Genomic DNA, 26,192 nt, shown 5'->3' with positions numbered 1-26,192 from the left:
TCCGACCCCTAGTCCCCCAGACTAGTGCGCTAACCGGGCTGCGCTACGCTCCGACGCCCCGGAGGGCCTGCGCGTCTTAGCTTTCCGCTCGTGGGCATGCAAGGCTTTCCGCTTGCGGGCATGCAAGCCCATCCCGTTCGACGCGTCGGCCGATGCCGCGAACGTTATGCGGCCGGCTGTCCCGCGCGGCGCGCTCACGCTCCGCGTGCTGCGGCGAAGAGAATCTTGGAAGAGAATCTTCTTGCCGCCGTCCCGCGCGATCGGACAGGAACCGCGGCGGCGTGCCTCGCGCGCGGGAGAGCATTCGAGAGCATTCGGTGGCCGTCTACTTCACCAGCGACACGCATTTCGGCGATCCGCGCATCCTGCGCCTCGACCGGCGGCCGTTCCGCGATCTTGCGACCCACGATGCCGCCCTGATCGCGAACTGGAACGGCATCGTCCGATCCGGGGACGTGGTCTGGCACCTCGGCGATTTCGCCCTCGGCCCGGACCGGGCGCGGGTCCACGCCATCCTCGCCGCGCTCCACGGCACCAAGCACCTGATCGTCGGCAACAACGACGGACCCGACACGCTGGACGCCCCGGACTGGGCCTCGATCGCCCATTACGCGGAGGTCAGGGTCGAGGACCGCGCGCTGGTGCTCTGCCACTACGCCTTCCGCACCTGGAACGGCATCGGTCGCGGTGCGCTCAACCTCCACGGACATTCGCACGGGCAGTTGCGGCCGGCGCCCAGGCAGTACGACGTCGGCGTCGATGCGCAGGGCTTCGCGCCGGTGACGCTCTCCGCAATCCTCGCCTCGCGCCGGGGTCGGAAGGCGAAGGCGCCGGCGGAACCATCGGCGTAGCTCGGCCGTTCAGGGGGTATGGACGGGTGGCGATGGAAGTCCATCGAATACTTGGTTCTCCAAGTCTAGCGCGTGTTTGATCGTCTTCGCGGTGTCCCATGACCAAGACGCATTCGGCGATGTTGGCGACCCTGGGGCTTCTCTTCTGCATCGGCTCCGCGTCCGCGGCACCGTCCTGCCTCGAAGCGCAGAGCACCGTCGATGCGGCCACCGCGCTGCGCCACCAGGCTCGACGGGAGTTTCGCCGCGGCAACCACGACCGCGCCTGCGACATCCTCGACGAAGTCGGCGACCGGTACGGCGAGGCCCGGGACGCGTTCGCGGATTGCGCGGCCGGCGTGATCGCGATCGATCTGCGCACCGAGCTTCGGGCTCTGCGCATCGCCAAGCACGTCGACCGCTGCGACTGACCCGAGCGGGACCGGGGACCGTCGCGACGCTTCCGGTGCGGCCGCGCACAGGCACATCCCCTCTTTCCACGGCATGTTCCATCATCAACGCGACGCAGGGTCGCCGACAGGGCCAACCGCCATGACCTCCGAGTCCCAGACCATCGCCGCCTCCGCACCGACCGGCCCGTCCTTCGCCGCGGCCCTGTGCGGCTTCCTCAGCACGACGGTGGCCACGACCATGCTGATGTTCCTGCTCAGCAGCGTCTGATCGGCATCCTCGGTCCCCGCCGCGTCGCGTTCCCCGACGAAGCGGTCGCCGGTTCGATGCTGAGACGCTTCGCGATCCAGCCGAAGGCCGGCCTCCCTAATAAGTCAGCCTTATCGAGCCTTGGTATCAGGCATCACACGTCGCGCTCGATCCCGGACGGGACGCCGGCCTGATCGGAGAACGGGTGCAACTGAGGTATCAAGGCGGCCGCCAGTTCGAGCCTGCCCGAGACGACCCCGCGTTGGGCGATCATCGCGTCGGCGATCGCCTGGAGCGTCCGGGCCCCGCCCTGAACCAGGATGACCTCCAGCGTCTGGTTGTGCATCAGGTGGACGTGCAGCGACGAGATCACCTCGGCGATGTGGCGGCGCTGAAGGTCGGCGAGCCGCTGCTGCAGGCCGGGGACGAGGTTGTCGTAGAACAGCGTGATGGTGCCGACCATGACCCGGTCGCCCACGTCGTGCCGGTGCTCCACCAGGGAGCGGTGGAGGATCTTGGCCACCGCCTGCGAGCGGTTGGCAAAGCCGCGCTCGCCCACCATCGCGTCGAGTTCGGTCAGCAGGTCCTCGGGGAGCGACAGGCTGATCCGGCTCACCGGCCGCCGGCGGCCGGCCGCGGTTTCGCCCTCCGCCGGGAGACCGTCCCCGTCGTCGACGCCGGCATCGGCCATCGTGGTTCTCCCCATCGCGGGCTCCGGCCCTGGCACAGCTTTTGCTGTTCTCGGATGCTGACGATATTACGATTCTCATGCATCGTACTACGCGCCTTGGAGACAGCAGATGCAGCTTTCCACCATCGCCGCCGCCGGGCGCAAGGCCGTCGCCGCCGGCCTCCTCGCCCTGGGGCTGCTCGTCGCCCCGCTCGCCCAGGCTGCCGAGGCCCTGCGCATCGGCTACAGCGACTGGCCGGGCTGGGTCGCTTGGCAGGTCGCCATCGAGAAGGGCTGGCTGAAGCAGGCCGGAATCGAGGCGACGTTCGAGTGGTTCGACTACTCGGCCTCGATGGATGCCTTCTCGGCGGGCAAGCTCGACGCCGTCACCTGCACCAACGGCGACGCCCTGGTGATGGGCGGCAACGGCGCCAAGAACGTCATGATCATGCTGACGGACTACTCGGACGGCAACGACATGATCGTCGGCAAGCCGGGCGTGAAGGCGCTCTCCGACCTCAAGGGCAAGAAGGTCGGCCTCGAGGTCGGGCTGGTCGAGCACCTGCTCCTCATCCACGGCCTGACCAAGCTCGGCCTCACGGAGGCCGACGTCACGCTGGTCAACGCCAAGACCAACGAGACGCCGCAGGTGCTGGCCTCGGGCGACGTCTCGGCCGTCGGCGCGTGGCAGCCCATCGCCGGCCAAGCGATGAAGGGCGCCCCCGGCGCCAAGCCCCTCTACACCTCCGCCGACGTCCCCGGGCTGATCTACGACGTGGTCGCCGTCTCGCCCTCGAGCCTCGCCGCGCGCCGGGCCGACTGGATCAAGTTCGTGGCCGTCTGGGACAAGGTCGTCGCCTACATCGAGGACCCGAAGACGCAAGGCGACGCGGTGGCGATCATGGCCGGCAGGGTCGGGATCGACGCGCCCACCTTCTCCCGCTTCCTGAAGGGCACCAAGCTCCTGACGCTGGCCGAGGGCCGCAAGGTGATGAAGGAGGCCGACGGTTTCGGCTCGCTCTACGGATCGAGCCGCTACGCCGACGCCTTCAACGTCAAGTACGAGGTCTACAAGACCGCGCAGGACGTGAAGAGCTACATCGACCCGGCGCTCACCGACGGCAAGTGACGGGTCGGGGCCGTGACGTCCGAGCCCGGCCGCAGCTTTGCCGGCGCGCCCACTCCGCCCCCGGCGGGACGGGGCGGCCCGCATCATAGGGCGGGAGCGGGGAGCGCCGCCGTCTCCGGGGGCGTCGCCGTCCCCGCTCCCGCGCGCCGCCGGTCCTGGATCGGCGTCGCGCGCCCGCTCGCCCCCCGCAGGCGCCTGACGCTGACGATCCTGTCGTTCCTGCTGCCGGTCCTCGCCTGGTCGGCGGTGTCCTACCTGCCCTTCCTGTGGCATCCTCTCGTGCTGGTCACCGAGCCGGGCGGCGTGTCGTGGATGGAGCGCGGGATGCGGGTGCCCAAGGCGGCCTTCGCCGACGAGGTCGCCACCGCGAGGTCCGCCGGCGCCGCCGTGCCCCTGGGCCGGCCCGCCAACCCGGTCTACCTCGCCGCCCCGCACGAGGTCGCGGCGGCGTTCTGGGCCGCGCTCACCGCCCCGCCGAGCCAGCGCGACGCGATCCGGCTGCCCTACAGCCTTTGGCACTCGATCCAGATCATCTTCTGGGGCTTCACCCTCTCGTCGGTCGTCGGCGTGCCGCTGGGCATCCTGTGCGGCGCGCAGCCGACCCTGGCGCGCCTCACCGAGCCGGTGATCGAGTTCGTGCGCTACATGCCGGCGCCCGCCTTCGGCGCGCTGATGGTGGCGATCCTCGGCATCTACGACGGGCCCAAGATCGCGATCATCGTGATCGGCACCTTCTTCCAGCAGGTGCTCGTCATCGCCAACACCACACGGCGGGTCGAGCCGCTGCTGATCGAGGCGGCGCTGACGCTCGGCGCCCGCAACCTCCGCCTGATCCGCCGCGTGATCGTGCCGGCGATGCTGCCCCAGCTCTACCGCGACCAGCGCATCCTGCTCGGCTGGGCCTGGACCTACCTCATCGTCGCCGAGCTCATCGGCACCTCCTCGGGCATCACCTTCTTCATCACGCAGCAGGCGCGCTACCAGCATTTCGAGACCGTCTACGCCGCGATCCTGATCATCGGCCTCGTCGGCTCGGCCACCGATCTCGGGCTGGCCTGGGCGGGGCGCCGGCTGTTTCCCTACGATCGGAGCGAGGCATGAGCGCCGCAGGCCAGGGGGTGAGCGCCGCGGGCCAAGCTACGGGCGCGCAGCACCGGGGCGTCGTCATACCGATGGAGGGCTGCGACTATCGCACCCAGTGCGAGCCGGTGCGCGCCCGCTTCGCCAAGCTCAAGGGCCGCGAGGTGGCGCTCAGCGTCGAGAACCTCGGGAAGGTCTTCCGCGCGCCGGACGGCCGCGCGGTGGTCGCGCTCAAGGGCATCGACGTCGCCACCCACCGGCGCGAGTTCCTCTGCGTCGTCGGCCCCTCGGGCTGCGGCAAGTCCACCTTCGTGCGCATCCTGGCCGGGCTGGAGACGGCCACGAGCGGCGTGGTGCGGGTGGGCGGCGTCCCGGTCTCCGGGCCGGGGAGCGATCGCGGCATGGTGTTCCAGGGCTACACCCTGTTCCCCTGGCTCACGGTGCTGCGCAACGTCGCCTTCGGCCTGGAGGAGAACGGCACGCCCCGCCGCGAAGCCGAGCGCGAGGCCGGGCAATGGCTCGCCCTGATCGGCCTCGAATCCTTCGCCGAATCCTATCCGCACCAGCTCTCGGGCGGCATGAAGCAGCGCGTGGCGATCGCCCGCGCGCTCGCCACGCGCCCGCGCATCCTGCTCATGGACGAGCCGTTCTCGGCGCTCGACACCCAGTCGCGGGCGCGGATGCAGGCCTACCTCATCGAGATCTGGAAGAAGATCGACATCACCATCGTGTTCATCACCCACGACCTCGACGAGGCGATCCACCTCGCCGACCGCATCCTCGTCCTGAAGGCCCATCCCGGCGCGGTCGCCGAACTGATCGAGGTACCGGTGCCGCGGCCGCGCAGCCACGCGCAGGCGCTGGGGCCGGAGTTCCGCGCCACCCGGGCACGGCTCGACGCGCTGATCCATCCGCCCGAGGACGAAGCCGAGGCCGAGGAGGCCGGCGCCTCGACGCTCGTCACCCGCATGACCCCCGCCGGGGACGAGGTCGAGTGATGCCGATGCAGAAGCTGGCGCCCGCGCCGGTGCGGCCGGACCAAATCGCCGACGATCCTGGCCGCACGATCCATCCCTTCGACGCCGCTTCGAGGAGCTGAACCGATGGCGCACGGCGCAGACATCGACCCCGCCATCGCACGCCTGCAGGACGACCTGCGCGCCAGGGGCGTGAAGTACGTCATCGGCGCCTACGTCGACATCCACGGCGTCCAGAAGGCCAAGGTCGTGCCGATCGGCCACCTGCCGCAGATGGCGGCGGGCTCCGAGCGTTACACGGGCTACGCGCTCGACGGCCTCGGCCAGGCGCCGAACGAGGACGAGCTCACCTCTGTCCCGGACCTTTCGCGGGTCATCCCGCTGCCGTGGGAGCCGAAGCTCGCCTGGGCGCCGGCGGACCTGGCCTTCCAGGGCCGGCCCTACCCGCTCTCGACGCGCGTGGCGCTGAAGACCGTGCTGGCGCAGGCCAAGGCGATGGGCTTCGGCTTCAACCTCGGCATCGAGTGCGAGGTCTTCCTGCTCAGGCAGGCGGCCGACGGCGCGCTGCACACGCCGGTGCCGGACGACAAGCTCCTGAAGCCCTGCTACGACGTGCGCGGCTTCATCGACAACTTCGCGTGGCTCGACAAGGTCGCGACCACGATCGATGCCCTAGGCTGGGACCTGTATTCCTTCGACCACGAGGACGCCAACGCGCAGTTCGAGTTCGACTTCACCTATTCCGACGCGCTGACCACGTGCGACCGGCTGACCTTCTTCCGGATGATGGCCAAGCACTACGCCAAGGAGGAGGGGCTGATCGCCACGATGATGCCCAAGCCGTTCGCCGACCGCACCGGCAACGGCGCGCATTTCAACATGTCGCTGTCGGACGCGACGGGGCGGAACGTCTTCGCGTGCGATCCGGGTGACGATCCGCGCGGGCTCGGCCTCAGCGAGACCGGCTACCACTTCATCGGCGGCGTGCTCCGCCACGGCCGGGCGCTCTGCGCCGCCTTCGCGCCGACGGTCAACAGCTACAAGCGCCTCGTGCGCCAGGGCGCTATGGCCGGCTTCTCCTGGGCGCCGGTGTTCAATGCCTACGGCTCGAACAACCGCACCAACTCGGTGCGGGTGCCGGCCGGCGGCGGGCGCTGCGAGAGCCGCAACGCGGACGGCGCCGTGAACCCCTACCTCGCCGCCGCCCTGGTGCTCGCAGCCGGCCTGGAGGGCGTGCGCGAGCGCATCGATCCGGGTGCGCCCAACGAGGACAACCTGTACGCGCTCACCGATGCCCAGCGCCGGGAGCGGGGCATCGACTTCCTGCCCCAGACCCTGGCCGAGGCGGTGGATGCCTTCGCCGCCGACCCGCTGATGGCCAAGACCCTCGGCAGCGCGCTCAGCGACGAATTCATCCGCTGCAAGCGGGCGGAGTGGGAGGAATACCACCTCACCGTCAGCGCCTGGGAGGTCGAGCGCTACAGCCACCTGTTCTGAGGCGGCTTGCAGCGTCCCTCCGAGAGCGCGGCGCGTTCCGGCTGCGGCGCCGGGCCAAATTCACCACACCGCCCCACCGGGACGACCCGGCCTCGCGACCAGGGCTCAACCATCGGCAGGGACGACCCGGCGGAAGTTCGAGGAACGGGCATGGATACGACAGACGAGACCATCGCCGAGAACCGGCGCCGCTACGAGGACCTCAAGCGCGCGGGCCAGGCCCACGCCCCGCGCGCGCTGCCGCCTCCGTCCCCGCGCGGTCTGCCCCTCGACGCGGCGGCGATCCGGCACGCCGAGACGATCCCCGGCGGCTGGTACTGGACCACGCGGCTGGCGCGCGGCGAGGCCCTGCGCATCGCCCTCGACCACGGGCCTTCCAGCGTGGCGCTGGTCGCCTGGAGCGCCGCCGACCCGTCCGAGCGGCTGAACTACGCCGACACGGTCAAGGTGCAGTGGACCACCGCGCTCCGGAAGGGCCGCGTGCTGTTCTCCGACATGGGCCGGGTGATGCTGGCGCTGATCGAGGATTCCTGCGGCGCCCACGACGCGCTGGCCGGCGGCTCCAACGCCGCGTCCAACGCGGCACGCTATCCGGGCGGCCCGCACCGCAACACCCGCGACAACCTCGTGCTGGCCGCCCTGAAGAGCGGGCTCGACCGGCGCGACATCCCGGCGCTGGTCACGTTCTTCGCCCCCGTGAGCGTCGGCCCGGAGGGGCGCCTGACCTGGAACGCGGCGGCGTGCGGGGCGGGCGACTTCGTGGACCTGCGCGCCGAGATGGATCTCCTCGTCACCCTGTCGAACTGTCTCCACCCCCTCGATCCCGCCCCGGACTACGCGCCGAACCCGGTGGCGGCGACGCGCTTCCTGCCGCCGCCGCCCGCGCCGGACGACCCCTGCCGGACGGCGAGCGTCGAGGCCGCGCGCGGCTACGAGAACAACGCGCTCGCTGGATTCTCAAAGGAGGACCGACCGTGACCGCACGCGATGCCGCCATCCTCCTCGACGCGGTCGTCCCGGCGCAGGCGCCGTGGTCGGGCCTCGTGCGCAGGGGCCAGACCCTGCGCATCACCGACACCGAAGGCTGCCAGGCCGTCGACACCCTGTTCTACCGCGCCGACGACATGGGCGAGCGCTACTCCTCGCAGGACACCCTGCGCGTCCAGGGTTCGGCCTACGTCACCACCGGCACCGCGCTCGTCTCCAACGAGGGGCGGGTGATGGCCGTCGTCACCGCCGATTCCTGCGGCCGGCACGACACCTCCGCCGGGGCGTGCTCGTGCGAGAGCAACACCGTGCGCTTCGGGCAGGCGACGAAGTACCTTCACGCCTGCCGCGAGAACTTCGCCCTCGAGCTCGCCAAGTACGGGCTCGGGAAGCGCGACATCGTGCCCAACATCAACTTCTTCATGAACGTGCCGATCGAGCAGGACGGCCAGCTCGCCATCGTCGACGGCGTCTCGGGGCCGGGCGACTACGTCGAGGTGACGGCGGAGATGGACGTGATCTGCGTGATCTCGAACTGCCCGCAGATCAACAACCCCTGCAACGGCTTCGACCCGACGCCGATCCGCGTGACGATCCGCGACCGGGCGTGAGGCGATGTTCGCCAAGATCCTGATCGCCAACCGCGGCGAGATCGCCCGGCGCATCGTCCGCACCTGTAGGCGGATGGGCATCGCCTCGGTCGCCGTCTACTCGGACGCCGACCGCTTCACCCTCGGCGTGATCGAGGCCGACGCGGCGGTGCGCCTCGGGCCGGCGCCCGCGGCCGAGAGCTACCTGAACGTCGAGGCCGTCGTCGCGGCCTGCAAAGCGACGGGCGCGCAGGCCGTGCATCCGGGCTACGGCTTCCTGTCCGAGAACGTCGCCTTCGCCGAGCGCTTGGCGGCCGAGGGCCTCGTGTTCATCGGCCCCCGCCCCGAGCACCTGCGCGCCTTCGGCCTCAAGCACACCGCGCGGGAGCTTGCGCGGCGCAGCGGCGTGCCGCTGCTGCCGGGCACCGGCCTGCTGCCAGACCTCGCTGCGGCGCTCAGCGCGGCCGAGGACATCGGCTACCCGGTCATGCTCAAGAGCACCGCGGGCGGCGGCGGCATCGGCATGCGCCTCTGCACTTGCGCGGACGAGCTTGCCGCGCACTACGCCGGCGTCGAGCGCACCGCGCGGGCGAGCTTCGGCGACGCGCGGGTCTATCTCGAACGCTTCGTCGGCGAGGCCCGCCACGTCGAGGTGCAGATCTTCGGCGACGGTGCCGGCCGCGTCATGGCGCTCGGCGAGCGCGACTGCTCGCTCCAGCGCCGCAACCAGAAGGTGATCGAGGAGACCCCCGCCCCCGGCCTGTCGGAGGCGACCCGCGCGCGCCTGCACGCGGCAGCCGTCGCCCTCGGGGCGAGCGTGTCCTACGCCTCGGCCGGCACCGTCGAGTTCATCTACGACCCGGCCCGCGAGGAATTCTCGTTCCTCGAGGTCAACACCCGCCTTCAGGTCGAGCATCCGGTGACGGAGGCCGTGTTCGGCATCGATCTCGTCGAATGGATGATCCGCCAGGCGGCGGGCGAGGACGTGATCGGCCAAGCAACCGGTGCTTCCGGGCCGCTGATGCCGAAGGGCGCGGCGATGGAGGCTCGGCTCTATGCCGAGAGCCCGCACGCCGATTTCGCGCCGAGCGCCGGCCTCATCACCGAGGTGCGCTTCCCGGCCGACGCCCGCATCGACGGCTGGATCGAGGCCGGCGTCGAGGTGACGACGCACTACGACCCGATGCTCGCCAAGATCGTCGTCACCGGCGCCGACCGGCCGGCCGCCCTGGCCGCCCTGCGCCGGGCGCTCGACGAGAGCGCCGTCTCGGGCATCGCAACGAACCTCGATTACCTGCGCGCCATCGCGGCCTCGGACCTGTTCGCGAGCGGGCGCGTCGCCACCACGGCCCTGCGCGATTTCGCCCACCAGCCGCGCTGCGTCGCGGTGCTGGCTCCCGGCGCGCAGTCGAGCCTCCAGGAACTGCCGGGGCGGCTCGGCCTCTGGCATGTGGGCGTGCCGCCGAGCGGGCCGATGGATGCGCGCGCGTTCCGGGACGCCAACGCGCTGGTCGGCAACGCGCCCGAGACCTGCGCCCTCGAACTCACCGTCTCCGGCCCGGCGCTGCGCTTCCACGCCGATGCCACGGCGGCGCTCGCCGGCGCGGCGATGACCGCCCGCCTCGACGAGGCCGAGCAGCCCCACGGCCGGGCCTTCCCCGTCGCCGCCGGCCAGACTCTGACGATCGGGCCCATCATCGGCCCCGGCCAGCGCGCCTACCTCGCCGTGCGCGGCGGCTTTGCCGCCCCCGTGGTGCTCGGCTCGCGCGCCACCTTCGCGCTCGGCGGCTTCGGCGGCCACGCCACCGGCGTGCTGAAGGCCGGCGACGTGCTCCATCTCGGCGATGCGCCGGCCGTGCCCGCCACCGTCCCCGCGCCCGCGCCCCTGACGCAGGACTGGCGCATCGGCGTGCTGTACGGGCCGCACGGCGCACCGGACTTCTTTCAGGAGGCGGACATCGCCGACCTGTTCGCTTCCGCCTACGAGGTTCACTTCAACTCGGCCCGCACCGGCGTGCGCCTCGTCGGCCCGACCCCGCGCTGGGCGCGCAAGGACGGCGGCGAGGCCGGGCTCCACCCTTCCAACCTGCACGACAACGCCTACGCGGTGGGCGCCATCGACTTCACCGGCGACATGCCGATCCTGCTCGGCCCCGACGGCCCGAGCCTCGGCGGCTTCGTCTGCCCCGCGGTGATCGCCCGCGACGAGCAGTGGAAGATGGGCCAGTTGCGGCCCGGCGACACGGTGCGGTTCCACCCGGTCGCGCGGCCGGAGGATTCCGCCCCTAGGCCCCATCGGCCGGAGCCGGCGGCGCCGGCGGCGGCCGTTCCGGACACGCCGCGCCCGGCGCAGGCTGGGGGCAGGCGCGCACCCGGCATCGCCGCAGCGCGCGCGGGCTCGCCGATCCTCGCCGCCGACGCGGCCGGCCCCGTCCCGGTGGTCTACCGGCGGCAGGGCGACGACAACCTGCTCGTCGAGTACGGCCCGATGGCGCTCGACATCGGCGTGCGCCTGCGCGTCCACCTGCTGGCGCAGGCCGTGGCGGCGGCGCGGCTTCCCGGACTGATCGACCTGACGCCGGGCATCCGCTCGCTCCAGATCCATTACGACGGCACGGCGCTGCCGCGTCCCCGGCTGCTCGGCCTGCTGCGCGAGATCGAGGCGGGCCTGCCGTCGGCAGAAGCCGTGACCGTCCCGAGCCGCGTCGTCCACCTGCCGCTGTCCTGGAACGACCCGCAGGCCGAGCGCGCCATGCGCAAATACCAGGAGCTCGTGCGGCCCGACGCGCCCTGGTGCCCCTCGAACATCGAGTTCATCCGCCGGATCAATGGCCTCGATTCGGAAGAAGACGTGAAGCGCATCGTCTTCGATGCGAGCTACCTCGTGATGGGGCTCGGCGACGTCTACCTCGGTGCGCCGGTGGCGACCCCCGTCGACCCGCGCCACCGGCTCGTGACCACGAAGTACAACCCGGCGCGCACGTGGACGCCGGAGAACGCGGTCGGCATCGGCGGCGCCTACATGTGCATCTACGGCCTGGAGGGGCCGGGCGGGTATCAGCTCGTCGGCCGGACCATCCAGATCTGGAACACCTGGCGCACCACCGCCGCGTTCGCGCCCGGCCACCCCTGGCTGCTCAGGCCGTTCGATCGCATCCGCTTCTTCCCCGTCGACCACGCCGCGCTGACCGAGGCCCGCGCCGCCTTCCCGCACGGGGCCTACCCGGTGCGGATCGAGGACGGGCGGTTCTCCTACGCCGCCCACCGGGCGGAGCTGGCGGCCAACGCCTCCGAGATCGTCGCGGCCAAGCTCCGGCAGCAGACGGCCTTCGAGGCCGAGCGCCGGCGCTGGAAGGACCAGGGCCTCGACAGCTTCGTCGCCGACGCGGGCGCGCCGCAGGGCACTGAGGATGCGATCCCGGCAGGCTGCCTCGGCGTGCCGACCACCGTGCCGGGGAACGTCTGGACGGTCGTGGTGGCGGCGGGCGACCAGGTCGCTGCGGGCCAGACCCTGGCCATCCTCGAATCGATGAAGATGGAGATCGCGGTCGCCGCCCCCGTGGCGGGACGCGTGCGCGAAGTCCGCGTGAAGCCAGGCCGCACGTTGCGCGGCGGCGACATCGTCGCCGTGATCGAGGAGGCATGACGGGAGGCCGCGTGCATCCCGGGCTACGAGCGTCCTACGCAAAGATCGCTTGCACGATGTCGGCAGCAGGGATGCGTCCGCCTCGATCATGGTCGCGGCGATAGAGCTTCAGGCTAGAGCATTTTCCAGCGAGGTGGATACCGGCTCGCGTGAAGAAAATGCGACCACACAGAGACCTAGAGCATTTTCCGTGATCCAGGGATCATGGAAAATGCTCTAGGATCGACCAGTCTCGGACATTTCGAGACGGCGTTGGTGCTGCGGCGGAAGCGGGCCAGACGATGTTGAAGGTCGCTGTCGTCGCGTTCGATAGGGATTGTGAGGTCCTGGCTATCCCGGATCGGGCCGCTCCGGCGGCGCGTAGGCGGCCGGGTCCACCTGCGGCGGGCGGCCGGGCAGGTCGAGGGCCGTGAGGCGCGGCGGCGTCGTGGCGATCACCCGGCCGCGCCGCACCACGAAGAGGCGCGGCGGGCGCAGGCGGATCGCCTCGATCGCGTCGCGGGCCTGCAGCACCACGAGGTCGCCGTGCGCGCCGACCCGCAGGCCGTAATCCTCCAGGCCCATCACCGCGGCGGCGTTCGTCGTCACCGCCTCGAAGCAGGCGCGCATCCCCGCGCGGCTCGTCATCTGCGCCACGTGCAGGCCCATATGCGCGACGTCGAGCATGTCCGCCCCGCCCAGGGCGTACCACGGGTCCATGCAGCAATCCTGGCCGAAGGCGACCGTGAGGCCGGCGGCGGCGAGTTCCGGCACGCGGGTGAGGCCGCGGCGCTTCGGGTAGCCGTCGTGGCGGCCCTGGATCACGATGTTGACGAGCGGGTTGGCCACCACGTGCAGCCGCGCCTCGGCCATCAGGGGGATGAGCTTCGAGACGTAGTAGTTGTCCATCCCATGCATCGAGGTCAGGTGCGAGCCCGCCACGCGGCCGTGCAGGCCGTGCCGCAGCGTCTCGGCGCTCAGGGTCTCGACGTGGCGGGAGAGCGGGTCGTCGGTCTCGTCGCAGTGGAGGTCGACGCGCAGGCCGCGCTCGGCGGCGATCCGGCACAGGCGGCGCACCGACTCCGCCCCGTCCTCCATCGTGCGCTCGAAATGCGGGATGCCGCCCACCACCTCGACGCCGCGGTCGAGCGCCCGCTCGAGGTTGGCCGCGGCGTTCGGCGCGCGCAGGTAGCCGTCCTGCGGGAAGGCCACGAGCTGGAGGTCGAGATAGGGCGCCACCTGCCGCTTCACGTCGAGCAGGGCATCGACCGCGAGCAGCCGGTCGTCGCAGACGTCGACGTGGCTGCGCACCGCGAGCAGGCCTTGGGCGACCGCGAGGTCGCAGTAGCGCAGGGCGCGCTCGATCACCGCGTCGGCGGTGAGCAGCGGCTTCAGCTCGCCCCAGAGCGCGATGCCCTCCAGCAGCGTGCCGGAGAGGTTCATGCGCGGCAGGCCGAGGGAGAGCGTCGCGTCCAGGTGGAAGTGGCAATCGACGAAGGGCGGCGCCACGAGATGCCCGGCCGCGTCGATCTCGTGGGCGGCGCGCACCGGAATGGCCGGCTCGACGGCGACGATGCGGCCGCCCTCGATCGCGATGTCGAGGCCGGTGCGGCCGTCCGGCAGGGTGGCGTTACGGACGATGAGGTCGGGGATCACGGGCTCTACCTCTCGCCGCGGATGTAGGGACGCATCAGCGCCTTCGGGGCGCGGGCGTTGCGGGCGCCGATGAGCAGCGCGGCGATCGACAGCAGGTAGGGCAGCATCAGGAACACCTGCCCCGGCACGGCGCCGCCGGACGCTTGCTGGAGGCGGACCTGGAAGGCGTCGAAGGCGCCGAACAGCACCGCGCCGAGCAGCGCCTTGGCCGGGCGCCAGCCGGCAAAGACGGTGAGCGCGATGCAGATCCAGCCGCGCCCGGCCACCATCTCGAAGAAGAACGCGTTGAAGGCCGAGAGCGTCAGGAACGCGCCCCCCAGCGCCATCAGGGCGGAGCCCGCCACCACGGCGCCGATGCGCAGCCGGTGCACGTCGATGCCCTGCGCCTCGACTGCCGCCGGGTTTTCGCCCACCGCCCGCACCGCCAGCCCCAGCGGCGTGCGCGCCAGGAAGAGCCCGAGCCCGAGGATGAGCACGATGGCAAGCAGCGTCAGCGCGGTCTGCCGGAACAGGATCGGGCCGATCACCGGCAGGTCCGAGAGCCAGGGAAGGTCGAGGGCCCGGAACGGCTCGATCCGCGGCGGGCTCGCGGCGCCCGGCAGGGCGAGGCGGTAGCCGAAATAGGCGGCACTGGTGGCCAGCAGCGTCACGGCCAAGCCACTCACGTGCTGGGACAGGCCGAGCGTCACCGTGAGCCCGGCGAGCAGCAGCCCGAGCAGCGCGCCGGTGAGCGCCGCCACGAGCACGCCCCCCCACAGGCCCGCGCCGAGATGCACCGCGAGCCAGCCGGTCATCGCACCCGCGGTCATGATGCCCTCGATGCCGAGGTTGAGCACGCCCGCGCGCTCGCACAGCACCGCCCCGGCCACCCCGTAGATCAGCGGCGTGGCGATCCGCAGAGCCGCGGTCCAGAACGAGACCGTGAGCAGGAGGTCGAGGCCCGCCTGCATCGGATCACGCCCGCGCCGGGGGGCGCGGCGCGAACCGCACGCGGTAGCGGGTCAGCACGCCGGCCACGAGCACGGAGATCAGCGACATCGCCACGATCAGGTTGGCGATGTAGCTCGACACGTTGACGGCGCGGCTCATCGAGTCGGCGCCGACGAACACCGCGGCCACGAACAGCGCCGCCGCCACGGTGCCGAGCGGCGACAGCCCGGCCAGCATCGCCACGACGATGCCGGCATAGCCGTAGCCGGGCGACAGGTCGGCGGCGAGGAAGCCCTTCACGCCCGCGACCTCGCTGGCCCCGGCCAGGCCCGCGAGCGCGCCCGACAGGGCGCCGACGCCGACCAGGGTGAGGCCGACCGGCAGGCCGGCGAAGCGCGCCGCCGGGGCCGCGTCGCCGACCGCGCGGATCGCGAAGCCCGGCACGGTATAGGCCAGAAGCCCGTGCATCAGCCCCGCTGCGGCGAGCGCCACGAGCAGGCCCGCGTGCAGGCGGGTCTTCTCGACGAGCCTCGGCAGGGTCGCGGCCTCCACCAGCGGCTCGGATTGCGGCCAGCCGAGGCTCATCGGGTCCTTCATCGGCCCCTCGATCATCATCTGCACGAGGAGCAGGACGACGAAGTTGAGGAGCAGCGTGGTCACCACCTCGTCGGCGCCGAGCGTCACCCGCGCCAGCGCCGGCCCGAGCATCATCGCGGCGCCCGCGAGCGCGCCCGCCGCCAGCACCAGCGGGATCAGGAGGAACGAAGGCAGGTCGAGCGCGCCGGCCCCAACCGCCACCGCGGCGATCGCGCCGGCGTAGAGCTGTCCCTCGGCGCCGATGTTGAACAGCCGCGCCCGGAACGCCACCGCGGCGGCGAGCCCGGTGAGGATCAGGGGGGTCGCCCGGGTCAGCACCTCGGACAGGGCGAAGCGCGAGCCGAGCGCGCCCTCGGCCATCGCCGCGTAGGCGCGCAGCACCGGCGCGCCGGCGAGCGCCAGCGGCAGCGCGGCGAGCCCCAGGGCGGCGAGGGCGGCGGCGACCGGCACCGCGAGCGCGAGGCGCCGCGAAGGGACGCCGCGGGGCTCCAGGCGGATCATGCGAGCATCCTCTCGCGCTCGGCCAGGGCGGCCTCGGGGCCGGAATCCTGCCCCGCCATCATCAGGCCGAGCCGGGTGCGGTCGAGCCCCTCGGCCGGCAGCGCCGCGGAGAGCCGGGCGCGGACTATGACGGCGATGCGGTCGCTCAGGCGGAACAATTCGTCGAGGTCCTCGGAGATCAGCACGATGCCGGCGCCGCGCGCGCGGGCGTCGAGCAGGCGGCGGTGGATCTCCGCGACCGCGCCGACATCGAGCCCGCGGGTCGGCTGCGCGGCCACGATCAGGCCGGGCGCGCCGTCCAGCGCCCGGGCGAGGATCGCCTTCTGCATGTTGCCCCCCGACAGGAGCCGGATCGGCGCGTCCGGGCCGGGGCAGCGGATGCCGTAATCGGCGATGGCCGCCGCGGCGTGCTCCGTCATCCGCCGACGCCGCAGCAGGCCGAGGCGCTGGAAGCGGTCGCGGATGCCCTCGATCGCCACGTTCTCGGCCACGCTCATCGCCGCGACCGCGCCCTCGTGGTGGCGGTCCTCCGGGATGCGGCCGATGCCGGCTGCGATCGCGCGGCGCGGATCGAACCGGGTCAGCGGCCGGCCGTGCAGCCGCACCGTCCCGGCGCTCGGCCGGCTGAGGCCGAACAGCAGGCGTGCGAGCGCGGCCTGCCCGTTGCCGGCCACCCCGGCGATGCCGACGATCTCGCCCGCGCGCAGCACGAGGTCGGCCCGGTCGAGGCGGCTGCGCAGGTCGGGGCCCGCCACCGCGACGCCGGCGAGCGCCAGAACCTCCGGGCCCGGGGTGCGGGGCTCGCGGCGGACCACCGGGACCTCGCGCCCGACCATCAGTGCGGCAAGGCTCGCCCGGTCGGCGCCGGCGGTCTCGCGCTCGGCGACCTTGCGGCCGCCGCGCAGCACCGCGACCCGGTCGCTGCCCGCCACCACCTCGCCGAGCTTGTGCGAGATGAAGGCGACGGCGAGCCCCTGGGCGGCCAGCGCCCGCAGCACCCCGAACAGGCCCTCGCTCTCGGCCGGCGTCAGCACCGCGGTCGGCTCGTCGAGGATGAGCACGCGCGCATCGCGGTAGAGCGCCTTCAGGATCTCGACGCGCTGGCGCTCGCCGACCGTGAGGCCGCCCACCGGCACGTCGAGATCGACGGCGAGCCCCGAGCCCGCCATCAGCGCCGCGAGCCTGGCCCGCGCCGCCGCCGTGGCCCGGCGCGGGCGCCAGAGCGGCTCGGTGCCGAGCATCACGTTGTCGAGGCCGCTCAGCGCGTCGGCGAGCGCGAAGTGCTGGTGCACCATGCCGATCCCGGCACTGATCGCGGCCCGCGGCCGCCCCGGCGGCAGCGGCACGAGCCGCCCGCCGGCGTCGGCCACCCGCACGGTGCCCGCATCCGCCGTGTAGTGGCCGAACAGGATGTTCATCAGGGTGGTCTTGCCCGCCCCGTTCTCGCCGAGCATCGCCAGGATCTCGCCCCGGCGCAGGGTCAGGTCGATCGCGTCGTTGGCGAGCAGGGCGCCGAAGCGCTTGGTGATGCCGCGCAGTTCGAGCACGACCGGGCGCGGCGCGGCCGACCGCCCGTCGGCGGGCCGCGCCGGGGACGACACGTCAGGCGGTCGATTTGGGTTCGGAATCGTCGATCGCGACCTTGAGCGTGCCCGCGCGGATCTCGGCCTCCCGCGCCTTCACGACTTCGATCACGTCCTGCGGCACGAGCTTGGGATCGAGGGGGCCGAGCGTGCAGCCGCCCTGGGCCATGCCGCTCCACGGGCCGTAATTCTCCGCCGCCCAGGTCCCGTCGATCACCTTGGCGATGGCGCGGTCGAGGGTCGGCTCCATGTGCCAGAGCGCGGAGGCGATCACCGTGCCGGGATACTGGGCGGCGGTGTCGATGACGTTGCCGATCGCCTTGACGCCGCGCTCCTTGGCGGCGTCCGACACGCCGAAGCGCTCGGCGTAGAGCACGTCGGCCTTGCGCTCGATCATCGCGAAGGCGGTCTCCTTCGCCTTGGGCGGGTCGTACCAGGAATTGATGAACGAGATCGAGAATTTGACGTTCGGGTTGACCGAGCGCACGCCGGCCATGAACGCGTGCATCAGCCGGTTCACTTCGGGGATCGCGTAGCCGCCGACCATGCCGATGACGCCGGTCTTGGTCTCCTTTCCGGCGACGATGCCGGTGAGGTAGGAGGCGTCCTGGATGTAGTTGTCGAACACCGAGAGGTTCGGCCCCTGCGCCGGAAAGGACGAGCCCATCAGGAAGGCGGTGGAGGCGTAGTCCGAGGCGATCTTGCGCGCCGGCCGCTCCAGGCCGAACGCCTCGGCGATGACGAGGTCCTTCTTGCTCTCGGCGTATTCGCGGATGACGCGCTCGGCGTCGGTGTTGGCGACGTTCTCGGAATAGACGTAGGTGATGTCGCCGCGCGCCACCGCCGCCTTGAGGGCGATGTGGAGCCGGCTGATCCATTGCTGCTCGATCGGCACGGAGGTGACGAGCGCGACCGAGACCGGCCGCGTCTTGGCCGCCGCCCGGGCGACCTGCGCCGAGCCGCCGACCAGCGTCGCGGCCCCGGCCGCGCCGATCCCGACCAGCACCGTCCTACGGCTCGCGCTCAGCCCGTCGATTCCCATTCCGTACTCCCGTCCCCGACCGCCTGCGGCGGCATCTGCCTGGTTCCTAGGCGACCACAGCGGCCTGCGCGACACAAGCCGAACTCTTGGGCAGCCCTGAACTTCAAAGTTCCATAGGCTGCCTATCCGTTGGACCGATGCCGGCGGCCCCCGACCGTGACCGGTCAAGGGCATCCGGCGCACGGGCGGCGACGCGAAGCGCACCGCCCGAATCCGGCACTCGACCATTCGCTCCGCGCACGCGATCGACTCCCGTTCGATCAGGCCGGCGGGGCAGGCCGCGCAGTCTTTGATCCGGCGGCTCGCCGGGCAGGCCGACGCCGCCGGATCGGCGGGACGCCTATTTCGGCGCCGCGGCCGTCACGCTGTGCGTCCAGGCGCCTTCGGGCTTCCTGCTGATGACCGGCTGGTCCGTGCCGCCGGCGAGCAGCACCGCGACGGTGCGATCGTAATCGGCGGGGTCGAGCGTGCCGCCCTTCGTGGTGTCGAGGAGCTTGGCGATCTCGGCCATCATGCGCCTCTGGCTCTTCTCCGTCTGGGCGCCGCTGGCATCGTTCTCGAGCACGATCGCCGCCGCCTCGTCGGTGTGCTTGGCCGCGTAGTCCCAGCCCTTCATGGAGGCCGCCACGAACTTGCCCATGCGGGCCTTGAAGGCGGGGTCCTTCAGCTTGGATTCCAGCACGTAGATGCCGTCCTCCATCGTCGCGACGCCCTGATCCTCGTAGCGGAACACCACGAGCTGCTCCGGCTTGAAGCCGGCGTCGATCACCTGCCAGTACTCGTTGTAGCTCATGGTCGAGACGCAGTCGGCCTGCTTCTGGATCAGCGGGTCGACGTTGAAGCCCTGCTTGAGCACCTTCACGCCGGTGGGCGAGCCGTCCGTCTTGAGGCCGAGCTTCGTCATCCAGGCGAGGAACGGGTACTCGTTGCCCGAGAACCACACGCCCAGCGTGCGGCCCTTGAGGTCGGCCGGGGTCTTGATGCCGGTCTCGGCCCGGCAGGTCAGCATCAGGCCCGAACGCTTGAACGGCTGCGCCACGTTGACCAGCGGCACGCCCTTCTCGCGCGAGGCGAGGGCGGAGGGCATCCAGTCGATGATCGCGTCGGCGCCGCCGCCGGTGATCACCTGCGGGGGCGCCACGTCCGGGCCGCCGGGCTTGATCGTGACGGCAAGGCCCGCCTGCTCGTAGTAGCCCTTGGCCTGGGCCACGTAGTAGCCCGCGAACTGGGCCTGCGTGACCCATTTGAGCTGCAGCGTCACAGGCTCCGCGGCGCGCGCCGCGGCGAGCCCGAGCGCGAGGCACAGCCCCGCACCGAGCCCGCGTGCCACCGCGCGGCGCAGCCGCCGTCCATCCTGTCCGATCATCCCGGTTCTCCTCACGTTTCGCTGTCCCTGGGCCGCCTCGGCGGTCCCGTCCCCCTGCCGGCTCACGCGGGCCGCGCGGCGGGGCGCCAGCCCGTCACCGCACGCTCCGTGAGCGCGATCAGACCGTAGAAGGCGGAGCCCGCGAGCGCCGCCATGGCGATCTCCGCCCACACCATGTCGAGGGAGAGCCGCGCCGCCTCGATCGAGATGCGGAAGCCCATGCCGACGATCGGCGTGCCGAAATACTCCGCCACGATCGCGCCGATCAGCGCCAGCGTGGCGTTGACCTTGAGGCCGTTGAACAGGAACGGGAGCGCCGTCGGCAAGCGCAGCTTCACCAGCGTCGGCCAGTAGCCCGCCGCGTAGGTGCGCATCAGGTCGCGCTCCAGCGCGCCCGTGGCCGCGAGCCCGGCGCCGGCATTCACCAGCATGGGAAAAAAGGTCATCACGGCGACGACCGCCGCCTTCGAGGGCCAGTCGAAGCCGAACCACATCACCATAATCGGCGCGATCCCGACGATCGGGAGCGCCGAGGCGAAGTTGCCGACGGGCAGCAGGCCACGCCCGAGCGCCGGCAGCCGGTCGCACAGGATCGCCACCGCAAAGCCCGTGCCGCAGCCGAGGACGTAGCCGGGCAAGGCCGACTTCACGAAGGTCTGCACGAAGTCGGCGCCGAGCACGGGGAGCGCGCCGAGGAAGCGCAGCGCCACCGCCGAGGGCGGCGGCATCAGCACGAGGGGCACGCCGGCCCCGACGGTCGCGATCTCCCACAGGAACAGCACCAGAGCGCCGAACAGCAGCGGGACGGCGAGCGTGGCGGCACGCCGGCCCTGTGCGGTGCGCGGCGTCAGCGCCGAAAGCGCGCGCGCCGCGAGCGTCGCCACGAGCCAGAGCACGGCGGCGGAAAACCAGAATCCGGCCCCGGCCTCCCCGGCGAGGCCGGGGCGGTGGACGGCGATGGCAAGGCCGAGCCCGAGCGCGAGGGTGAGGAGGGCGAGAAACGTCGCGCGCAGGCTCGTCATCGCGCAGCCCCGCGCGCCGGCCGCGTCCCGAACGCCCGGGCGACCGCGACCTCGGCAAGCGACACCGCGCCGACGAGGAGCGAGGCGAGCAGGGCGGCCCCGACCAGCGCCGCCCAGATCTGCACGGTCTGCCCGTAATAGGAGCCCGCGAGCAGCCGCGCGCCGAGGCCGGACTGCGCGCCGGTCGGCAGCTCCGCCACGATGGTGCCGACGAGGCTCGCCGCCACCGCGACCTTGAGGCTCGGGAACAGGTAGGGCATCGCCGCGGGCACGCGGAGCGCCGTCAGCACCTTCGCGCGCGAGGCGGAATAGGTCCGCATCAGGTCGCGCAGCATGCGGTCCGGCGCGTCGAGGCCCTTCACCATCCCGACCGTCACGGGGAAGAAGCACAGGTAGGCCGCGATGATCGCTTTCGGCAGCAGGCCCGTGAACCCGACGGCGCCGAGCGCCACGATGACGAGCGGCGCGACCGCGAGGATCGGCACGGTCTGCGAGGCGATCAGCCACGGCATCACGCTGCGCTCGACGCTGCGCAGGTGCACGATCGCGACGGCCAGCGCGATGCCGAGCGTCGTGCCGATCGCGAAGCCCACGAGCGTCGCCGAGAGCGTCACCCAGGCGTGGTAGACGAGGCTGCGCTTCGAAGTGACGGCAAAGCCCAGCACGCTGCGCGACAGCTCCGCGACGACCTGGTGGGGCGCCGGCACGACGGGCCGCTCCTGCTCCATCGTGGCGCGGGCGATCTCCGAGGCCGCCGGGTTCCCGCCGGCGCGCACGAGCGCGCCCGACGCGCCGTCCCAGTTGCCCAAGAGCGCGCCGAGATACCAGGCGGCCATCAGCGCCAGTATTACCGCGAGAACCGGAGCGGCGCGGCCCGGCGCGCGCGCCGTGCAGGGCGGCCGGAGGGCCAGGTCAGTCGTCATAGGCGTGGCCCGCCCGCAGCCCCTGGCGCACACGCTGGGCGAGGCGCAGGAACTCCGGGGATTCGCGGATGTCGAGGGGCCGCTCGCGGCCGAGCCCGGTGCAGTCGACCACGTCGATGATCCGGCCGGGCCGCGGCGACATCACCACCACCCGGCTCGAGAGGTAGACCGCCTCGGGGATCGAGTGGGTGACGAACAGGATGGTCTTGGATGTCTCCCGCCACAGGGCGAGGAGCTGCGCGTTCAGGTGGTCGCGCACGATCTCGTCGAGCGCCCCGAACGGCTCGTCCATCAGCAGGAGCTTCGGCTCGAAGCAGAGGGCCCGCGCGATCGAGGCGCGGCTCTGCATGCCGCCGGAGAGCTGCCAGGGAAACTTCTTGCCGAACCCGGTGAGGTGGACGAGGTCGAGGTGGCGGGCCACGCGCTCGGCGCGCTCGGCCCGCGGCACGCCGAAGATCTCCAGCGGCAGGGCGACGTTGCGCGCGATGGTCCGCCACGGGTAGAGCGCCGGCGACTGGAACACGAAGCCGTAATCCCGGCGCAGGCGCGCCGCACCGGCATCGACGCCGTTCACCCGGAGCAGCCCGCCCGTCGGCTGCTCGAGGTCGGCCACGCAACGCAGCAGCGTCGTCTTCCCGCAGCCGGACGGCCCGATGAAGGAGACGAACTCGCCGGGCGCGACTGTGAGGTCGATGTCGGCGAGCGCGTAGACCGGGCCGTCCGCGGTCTCGTAGGTGAGCGAGAGCCCCGCGATCGAGACGGCCGGCTGGCTGGCGGACGGGCCGGGTGTCGCCATGGCGGGCTGCGCGGTCTCCGCGAGGGCGGCGCCGTCCCGCGGCGTGGCGGGGTCGTCTCCCCATCGGGGACCCGTCGTGCCTGGGGCGGAGGTGAGGCTGGGATCGAGCATGTTCCGTGCCGTCAGGCCACGCCCAGCGCGAGCGGGCGCGCCGCATGCCGCTGCGGCGCCGGGCGGAGCTCGACCACGGGCGTCCTGCGCAGGGGCAGGCTGTGATAGCGCCGGCCGGCGTAGAGGAGTGCGTCGGAATCGGCGGACTCGCCGAGGCCGACCACCTCGCAGAACAGCACGTCGTGGGTGCCGACGCCCTCGCGCCGCACGATCCGACAGTCGAAGGCGGCAAGCGCGCCGTCGAGCACCGGGACCCCGGAGGCGCCCCTGTGCCAGGTGGCGGCCGCGAAGCGCTCATCCATCGGCGTGCGCCCGCCGAAGGCGGCGGCGACGCCCTGCTGCTCGGCCGACAGCGTGTTGACGCAGAGCGCCGCGTTCGCGCTCACCGCGGCGTAGGCCGAGGAGGTGCGATTGATGCAGACGAGGAGCGTCGGGGGCGCATCGCTGACGCTGCACACGGCCGAGGCCGTGAAGCCGGCGCGGCCGCCGGGGCCGTCCGTGGTGACGAGGTGGACGGCGCTCGCGAGGCGGGCCATCGCGTCCCTGTAGGCCTCGGCCGGGATCGTCCCGGCAGCTTCGACATTCGACACGGCTGTAGCCTCCTGCGACATGGCTGTGGCCCCTCGTGGACGGCCTCAAGGGCGCGCCAGGAACGCGATCAGGGTACGGTTGAAGGCCTCGGGGCGGGTCACGCTGTGGGCGTGGCCGCCCTCCGCGGCGAGGTCGAGCCGCGCGTTGGGAAGGGCGGCGACCAGCCGCTCGGACGCCGTGAAGGGCACGAGCACGTCGTCGCGCGCGGCCATCGCCAGGGTCTCGTGCGGGATGCCGCCGAGGCGGCCCGTCAGGTCGAACGCCTCCAGCGCCGCCACGCGGATCGAGACCGTCTCGGGCCCGGGGAAGTGGGCGAGCGCGTGCGCCTCGTCGGCCGCCATCCGCTCCGCGTTCGCCGAGAGCCAGGGCGCCGGGTAGAGGAAGATGCCCTGCGCCCGCACGAAAGCCTCGGGTCCGCTGTTGGCGAGCAGCGCCTTGCGGGCGGCAAAACAGCGCCTTGTGGCCGGGTCCATCCGCTCCCAGCCGTTGATGACCACGATGCGTCCGACGCGCTCGGGATGGGTGAGCGCGAGTTGCAGGGCGATCAGGCCGCCGAGCGCGTGGCCGACGATGTCGGCCCGCGCGACCGCGCGGGCGTCGAGCACCGCGAGCGCGTCCTCGGCCATGGCGGGGATGTCGTGTCCGGGATCGAGCCGGTCGCGCGAGCGGCCGGTGCCGCGATGGTCGTAGGCGACCACCCGGAAGTGCTCACTGAGCGCCTCCATCTGCGGCGCGAAGTAGCCGGCCGCGCCGCCCAGCCCCGGCGAGAGCAGGACCGGGCGGCCATCCGCCCGGCCGTGGACCTCGTGGTGGAGCACGGCCGGCATCCCCGCCTCAGGCCGGCTTGCCGAGATGCGCCACGGAGGCGATCTCGACCAGCGCGTCGGGCTTCACGAGCCCGCACTGGATGCAGTAGCGCGCCGGCTTGTCGCCGGGGAAGTATTCGGCGTAGACGGCGTTGATCGCGCCGTAATCGGCCCAGTCCTTGAGGAAGACGTGGTTGAAGGTCACGTCGTCCATGGTGCCGCCGGCGGCCTCCACGACGCCCTTGATCGTCTCCAGCACGTGCCGGGTCTGAGCCGAGGCGTCGCCGACATGGACGACGTTGGCCTCCGCATCGAGCGGCAGCGTGCCGGAGACGTAGAGCACGCCGTCGGCCAGCGTGCCGGGCACGTAGGGCGCCAGCGGCTTGCCGGTGCCGGGCGGGATGACGACGGTCTTGGGCATGGGGCGGTCTCTCCTGCCGAGGTCGGATCGCATCGCGCGTGCGGCCGCCGCGGGACGGGTGGATGGGTACGAGGGCGCCCGGCCGGCCCGCCGGGCGGGATCTCACTCGGCCGCGAGGCGCGCGGCGGGGCCGACGGCCGCCTCGAAGGCGGCGACGTCCGAGACCCAGCCGAAGAAGGTCTCGATGTTCAGCAGCGCGCCTTCCTGCAGGCTCGGCGGCCCGGCCTGGTTGGTCGCGTCGGCCAGGACGACGCCGAAATATTCGAGGAAGAACCCGTCCCGCAGGGTCGATTCCACGCAGACGTTGGTGGCGATGCCGGTAAAGACCAGGGTGCGGATGCCGCGGGCGCGCAGCATGCTGTCGAGCGGCGTGTTGAAGAAGCCGCTGTAGCGGGGTTTGGGCAGCACGATGTCGCCGGGTTCCGGCGTGAGCGCGTCGACCAGCGCGTAGTCCCAGGTGCCCTTGGCCAGCAGCCGCTCGTTCATCTCCGGGTGGCGGCGCATGGTCTTCAGCGCGTTGGACTTGTGCCAGTTCGGCGAGCCGGGGCCGCCGGCCTCGACGTAGTCCGGGTCCCAGCCGTTCTGGAACCAGAACACCGCGATGCCGGCAGCCCGCGCTGCCGCGACGGCCCGGGCGATCTGCGCGGTGACCGGGCCGGTGCCGGACACGTCGAAGCCGGCGCGGTCGAGGTAGCCGCCCTTCGTCGCGTAGGCGTTCTGCATGTCGACCACGATCAGCGCGGTGGCGGACGCGTCGAAGGCGATCGGCTCGGGCCTTGCCGCGAGGGTGACGGCGCCGTGGCGGCCCGTCGGGTCGCGGTATCCGGCAGGCATCTCCATCAGGCGACCTCGGCGAGCGCGAGGGCGTCGGGCGTGATGTGGCTGCGGCTCGTCATCAGCGGCTGGATGCGGGTGCCGAAATCGTCGAGACCCTTGAGGAAGTCGTCGAAGACGAGGAGCACCCCACCGGTGCCGGGCACCGTCGCCACGGCGTCGAGCATCTGCGCGACCTTGGCGTAGGAGCCGACGAGCGTGCCCATGTTGATGTTCACGGCCGAGGTCGGATCGACCATCTGGCGGACGTTGGTGTCGCTGCCGGACTTGGTGTCGACCGAGCCCTGGAGACCGAGCCAGGCGATCGCCTCCGCGTCGGCCCCGGCCTTGTAGTGCTCCCACTTGGCCATCGCGGCCTCGTCGGTCTCGTCGCTGATGATCATGAACAGGACGTAGGAGGACACGTCCCGGCCGGTCCCGGCCTTGGCGTCCTCCAGGCGCGCCACCGTGGGGGCGAAGGCGGTGGGCGTGTTGACGCCCTTGCCGAAGCAGAAGTTGTAGTCGGCGTAAGTGGCGGTGAAGGCCATGCCGGCCGCGCTCTGGCCGGCGCAGATCAGCTTCATGGACGCCTGCGGCCGCGGGCTCAGGCGGCAATCGTCCATCTGGAAGAACGCGCCCTTGAGGTCGCTGCGGCCGGTCTCCCACAACTCGCGCATGATCTGCGCGTACTCGGACAGGTACTCGTACCGGCGGGCGAAGTACTCGTCGCCGGGCCAGAGGCCCATCTGCGAATATTCCGGCTTCTGCCAGCCGGTGATGAGGTTGAGGCCGAAGCGCCCGTCCGAGATCGAGTCGATGGTCGAGGCCATCCGCGCGGTGATGGCCGGCGGGATGCACAGCGTCGGCACGGTGGCAAACAGCTTGATCCGCGTCGTCACCGCGGCCAGCCCCGCCATCAGGGTGAACGATTCGAGGTTGTGGTCCCAGAACTCGGTCTTGCCGCCGAAGCCGCGCAGCTTGATCATCGA

25 protein-coding genes are annotated in these 26,192 nt (G+C 72.0%); 10 read left to right on the top strand and 15 right to left on the bottom strand.

The genetic code is table 11. The features are described 5' to 3' along the window. Positions 1-317: 317 nt before the first annotated feature. The 3 genes from ACFE86_RS09935 to ACFE86_RS09925 all read left to right on the top strand — a co-directional run bounded on the left by ACFE86_RS09935 (position 318) and on the right by ACFE86_RS09925 (position 1,511). Entirely contained in the window at positions 318-851 is a 534-nt protein-coding gene (locus tag ACFE86_RS09935) for a metallophosphoesterase (RefSeq protein WP_375455171.1), read from the top strand. 98 nt (positions 852-949) lie between these two features. After that, the gene (locus ACFE86_RS09930; RefSeq protein ID WP_375455170.1) at positions 950-1,261 is read left to right on the top strand and encodes a hypothetical protein; all 312 of its coding nucleotides are present in this window, start codon (positions 950-952) and stop codon (positions 1,259-1,261) included. Positions 1,262-1,382: 121 nt separating this feature from the next. After that, a complete protein-coding gene (locus ACFE86_RS09925) occupies positions 1,383-1,511 on the top strand; it encodes a hypothetical protein (protein ID WP_375455169.1) in 129 nt (42 codons plus the stop codon). A 133-nt stretch (positions 1,512-1,644) separates the two neighbouring features. Here ACFE86_RS09925 and nikR read toward each other — a convergent pair whose 3' ends face one another. Continuing rightward, positions 1,645-2,196 (bottom strand): nickel-responsive transcriptional regulator NikR, encoded by a 552-nt coding sequence (gene nikR / locus ACFE86_RS09920; RefSeq protein ID WP_375455168.1) that lies wholly within the window; start codon positions 2,194-2,196, stop codon positions 1,645-1,647. 94 nt (positions 2,197-2,290) lie between these two features. Here nikR and ACFE86_RS09915 point away from each other — a divergent pair, with 94 nt between their 5' ends. The 7 genes from ACFE86_RS09915 to uca all read left to right on the top strand — a co-directional run bounded on the left by ACFE86_RS09915 (position 2,291) and on the right by uca (position 12,066). Next, positions 2,291-3,289, top strand: coding sequence for an ABC transporter substrate-binding protein (locus ACFE86_RS09915; protein ID WP_375455167.1), 999 nt, complete (start codon positions 2,291-2,293; stop codon positions 3,287-3,289). Between the two features lie 12 nt (positions 3,290-3,301). After that, positions 3,302-4,390, top strand: a complete 1,089-nt coding sequence (locus tag ACFE86_RS09910) for an ABC transporter permease (protein WP_375455166.1) — start codon at positions 3,302-3,304, stop codon at positions 4,388-4,390. A 71-nt stretch (positions 4,391-4,461) separates the two neighbouring features. Then, positions 4,462-5,367 (top strand): ABC transporter ATP-binding protein, encoded by a 906-nt coding sequence (locus ACFE86_RS09905; protein WP_375455174.1) that lies wholly within the window; start codon positions 4,462-4,464, stop codon positions 5,365-5,367. A gap of 105 nt (positions 5,368-5,472) precedes the next feature. Further along, positions 5,473-6,843, top strand: a complete 1,371-nt coding sequence (glnT, locus tag ACFE86_RS09900) for a type III glutamate--ammonia ligase (protein WP_375455165.1) — start codon at positions 5,473-5,475, stop codon at positions 6,841-6,843. A 150-nt stretch (positions 6,844-6,993) separates the two neighbouring features. Next, positions 6,994-7,821 (top strand): urea amidolyase associated protein UAAP1, encoded by an 828-nt coding sequence (locus tag ACFE86_RS09895; protein WP_375455164.1) that lies wholly within the window; start codon positions 6,994-6,996, stop codon positions 7,819-7,821. Beyond that, on the top strand, positions 7,818-8,441 hold the full coding sequence (locus ACFE86_RS09890; RefSeq protein ID WP_375455163.1) for an urea amidolyase associated protein UAAP2: 624 nt from the start codon (positions 7,818-7,820) through the stop codon (positions 8,439-8,441). The genes ACFE86_RS09895 and ACFE86_RS09890 overlap by 4 nt, the downstream gene beginning before the upstream one ends. Before the next feature lie 4 nt (positions 8,442-8,445). Beyond that, entirely contained in the window at positions 8,446-12,066 is a 3,621-nt protein-coding gene (gene uca / locus ACFE86_RS09885; RefSeq protein ID WP_375455162.1) for an urea carboxylase, read from the top strand. Between the two features lie 330 nt (positions 12,067-12,396). Here uca and ACFE86_RS09880 read toward each other — a convergent pair whose 3' ends face one another. The 14 genes from ACFE86_RS09880 to rutA all read right to left on the bottom strand — a co-directional run. Next, entirely contained in the window at positions 12,397-13,701 is a 1,305-nt protein-coding gene (locus ACFE86_RS09880) for an amidohydrolase family protein (protein WP_375455161.1), read from the bottom strand. A gap of 5 nt (positions 13,702-13,706) precedes the next feature. Further along, positions 13,707-14,651 (bottom strand): ABC transporter permease, encoded by a 945-nt coding sequence (locus ACFE86_RS09875; RefSeq protein ID WP_375455160.1) that lies wholly within the window; start codon positions 14,649-14,651, stop codon positions 13,707-13,709. 4 nt (positions 14,652-14,655) lie between these two features. Continuing rightward, positions 14,656-15,729 (bottom strand): ABC transporter permease, encoded by a 1,074-nt coding sequence (locus tag ACFE86_RS09870; RefSeq protein WP_375455159.1) that lies wholly within the window; start codon positions 15,727-15,729, stop codon positions 14,656-14,658. Continuing rightward, a complete protein-coding gene (locus ACFE86_RS09865) occupies positions 15,726-17,276 on the bottom strand; it encodes an ABC transporter ATP-binding protein (protein ID WP_375455173.1) in 1,551 nt (516 codons plus the stop codon). Before ACFE86_RS09865 ends, ACFE86_RS09870 begins: the two co-directional genes overlap by 4 nt. Positions 17,277-17,331: 55 nt before the next feature. Beyond that, positions 17,332-18,354: a BMP family protein gene (locus ACFE86_RS09860; RefSeq protein ID WP_375455158.1), complete on the bottom strand. Its 1,023-nt coding sequence runs from the start codon at positions 18,352-18,354 to the stop codon at positions 17,332-17,334. 340 nt (positions 18,355-18,694) lie between these two features. Continuing rightward, a complete protein-coding gene (locus ACFE86_RS09855) occupies positions 18,695-19,720 on the bottom strand; it encodes an ABC transporter substrate-binding protein (RefSeq protein WP_375455157.1) in 1,026 nt (341 codons plus the stop codon). 62 nt (positions 19,721-19,782) lie between these two features. Further along, entirely contained in the window at positions 19,783-20,742 is a 960-nt protein-coding gene (locus ACFE86_RS09850; protein ID WP_375455156.1) for an ABC transporter permease, read from the bottom strand. After that, on the bottom strand, positions 20,739-21,665 hold the full coding sequence (locus tag ACFE86_RS09845) for an ABC transporter permease (protein WP_375455155.1): 927 nt from the start codon (positions 21,663-21,665) through the stop codon (positions 20,739-20,741). Before ACFE86_RS09845 ends, ACFE86_RS09850 begins: the two co-directional genes overlap by 4 nt. Continuing rightward, on the bottom strand, positions 21,655-22,461 hold the full coding sequence (locus ACFE86_RS09840; protein WP_375455172.1) for an ABC transporter ATP-binding protein: 807 nt from the start codon (positions 22,459-22,461) through the stop codon (positions 21,655-21,657). The genes ACFE86_RS09845 and ACFE86_RS09840 overlap by 11 nt, the downstream gene beginning before the upstream one ends. A gap of 122 nt (positions 22,462-22,583) precedes the next feature. Further along, positions 22,584-23,183, bottom strand: coding sequence for a flavin reductase (locus tag ACFE86_RS09835; RefSeq protein WP_375455154.1), 600 nt, complete (start codon positions 23,181-23,183; stop codon positions 22,584-22,586). A gap of 24 nt (positions 23,184-23,207) precedes the next feature. Further along, positions 23,208-23,990 (bottom strand): pyrimidine utilization protein D, encoded by a 783-nt coding sequence (gene rutD, locus ACFE86_RS09830; protein ID WP_375455153.1) that lies wholly within the window; start codon positions 23,988-23,990, stop codon positions 23,208-23,210. A 7-nt stretch (positions 23,991-23,997) separates the two neighbouring features. Then, positions 23,998-24,390: a pyrimidine utilization protein C gene (gene rutC / locus ACFE86_RS09825; RefSeq protein ID WP_375455152.1), complete on the bottom strand. Its 393-nt coding sequence runs from the start codon at positions 24,388-24,390 to the stop codon at positions 23,998-24,000. A 102-nt stretch (positions 24,391-24,492) separates the two neighbouring features. Next, a complete protein-coding gene (rutB, locus tag ACFE86_RS09820) occupies positions 24,493-25,230 on the bottom strand; it encodes a pyrimidine utilization protein B (RefSeq protein ID WP_375455151.1) in 738 nt (245 codons plus the stop codon). Continuing rightward, positions 25,230-26,192 (bottom strand): pyrimidine utilization protein A (rutA, locus tag ACFE86_RS09815; RefSeq protein ID WP_375455150.1); only part of this gene is annotated, 963 nt, incomplete at its 5' end. The genes rutA and rutB, both read right to left, overlap by 1 nt.

It is taken from the genome of uncultured Methylobacterium sp. (genome assembly GCF_964244095.1).
GTDB lineage: Bacteria > Pseudomonadota > Alphaproteobacteria > Rhizobiales > Beijerinckiaceae > Methylobacterium.
The sequence above is the reverse complement of the archived record's forward strand: the minus strand, read 5'-3'. Positions and strand labels throughout refer to the sequence as shown.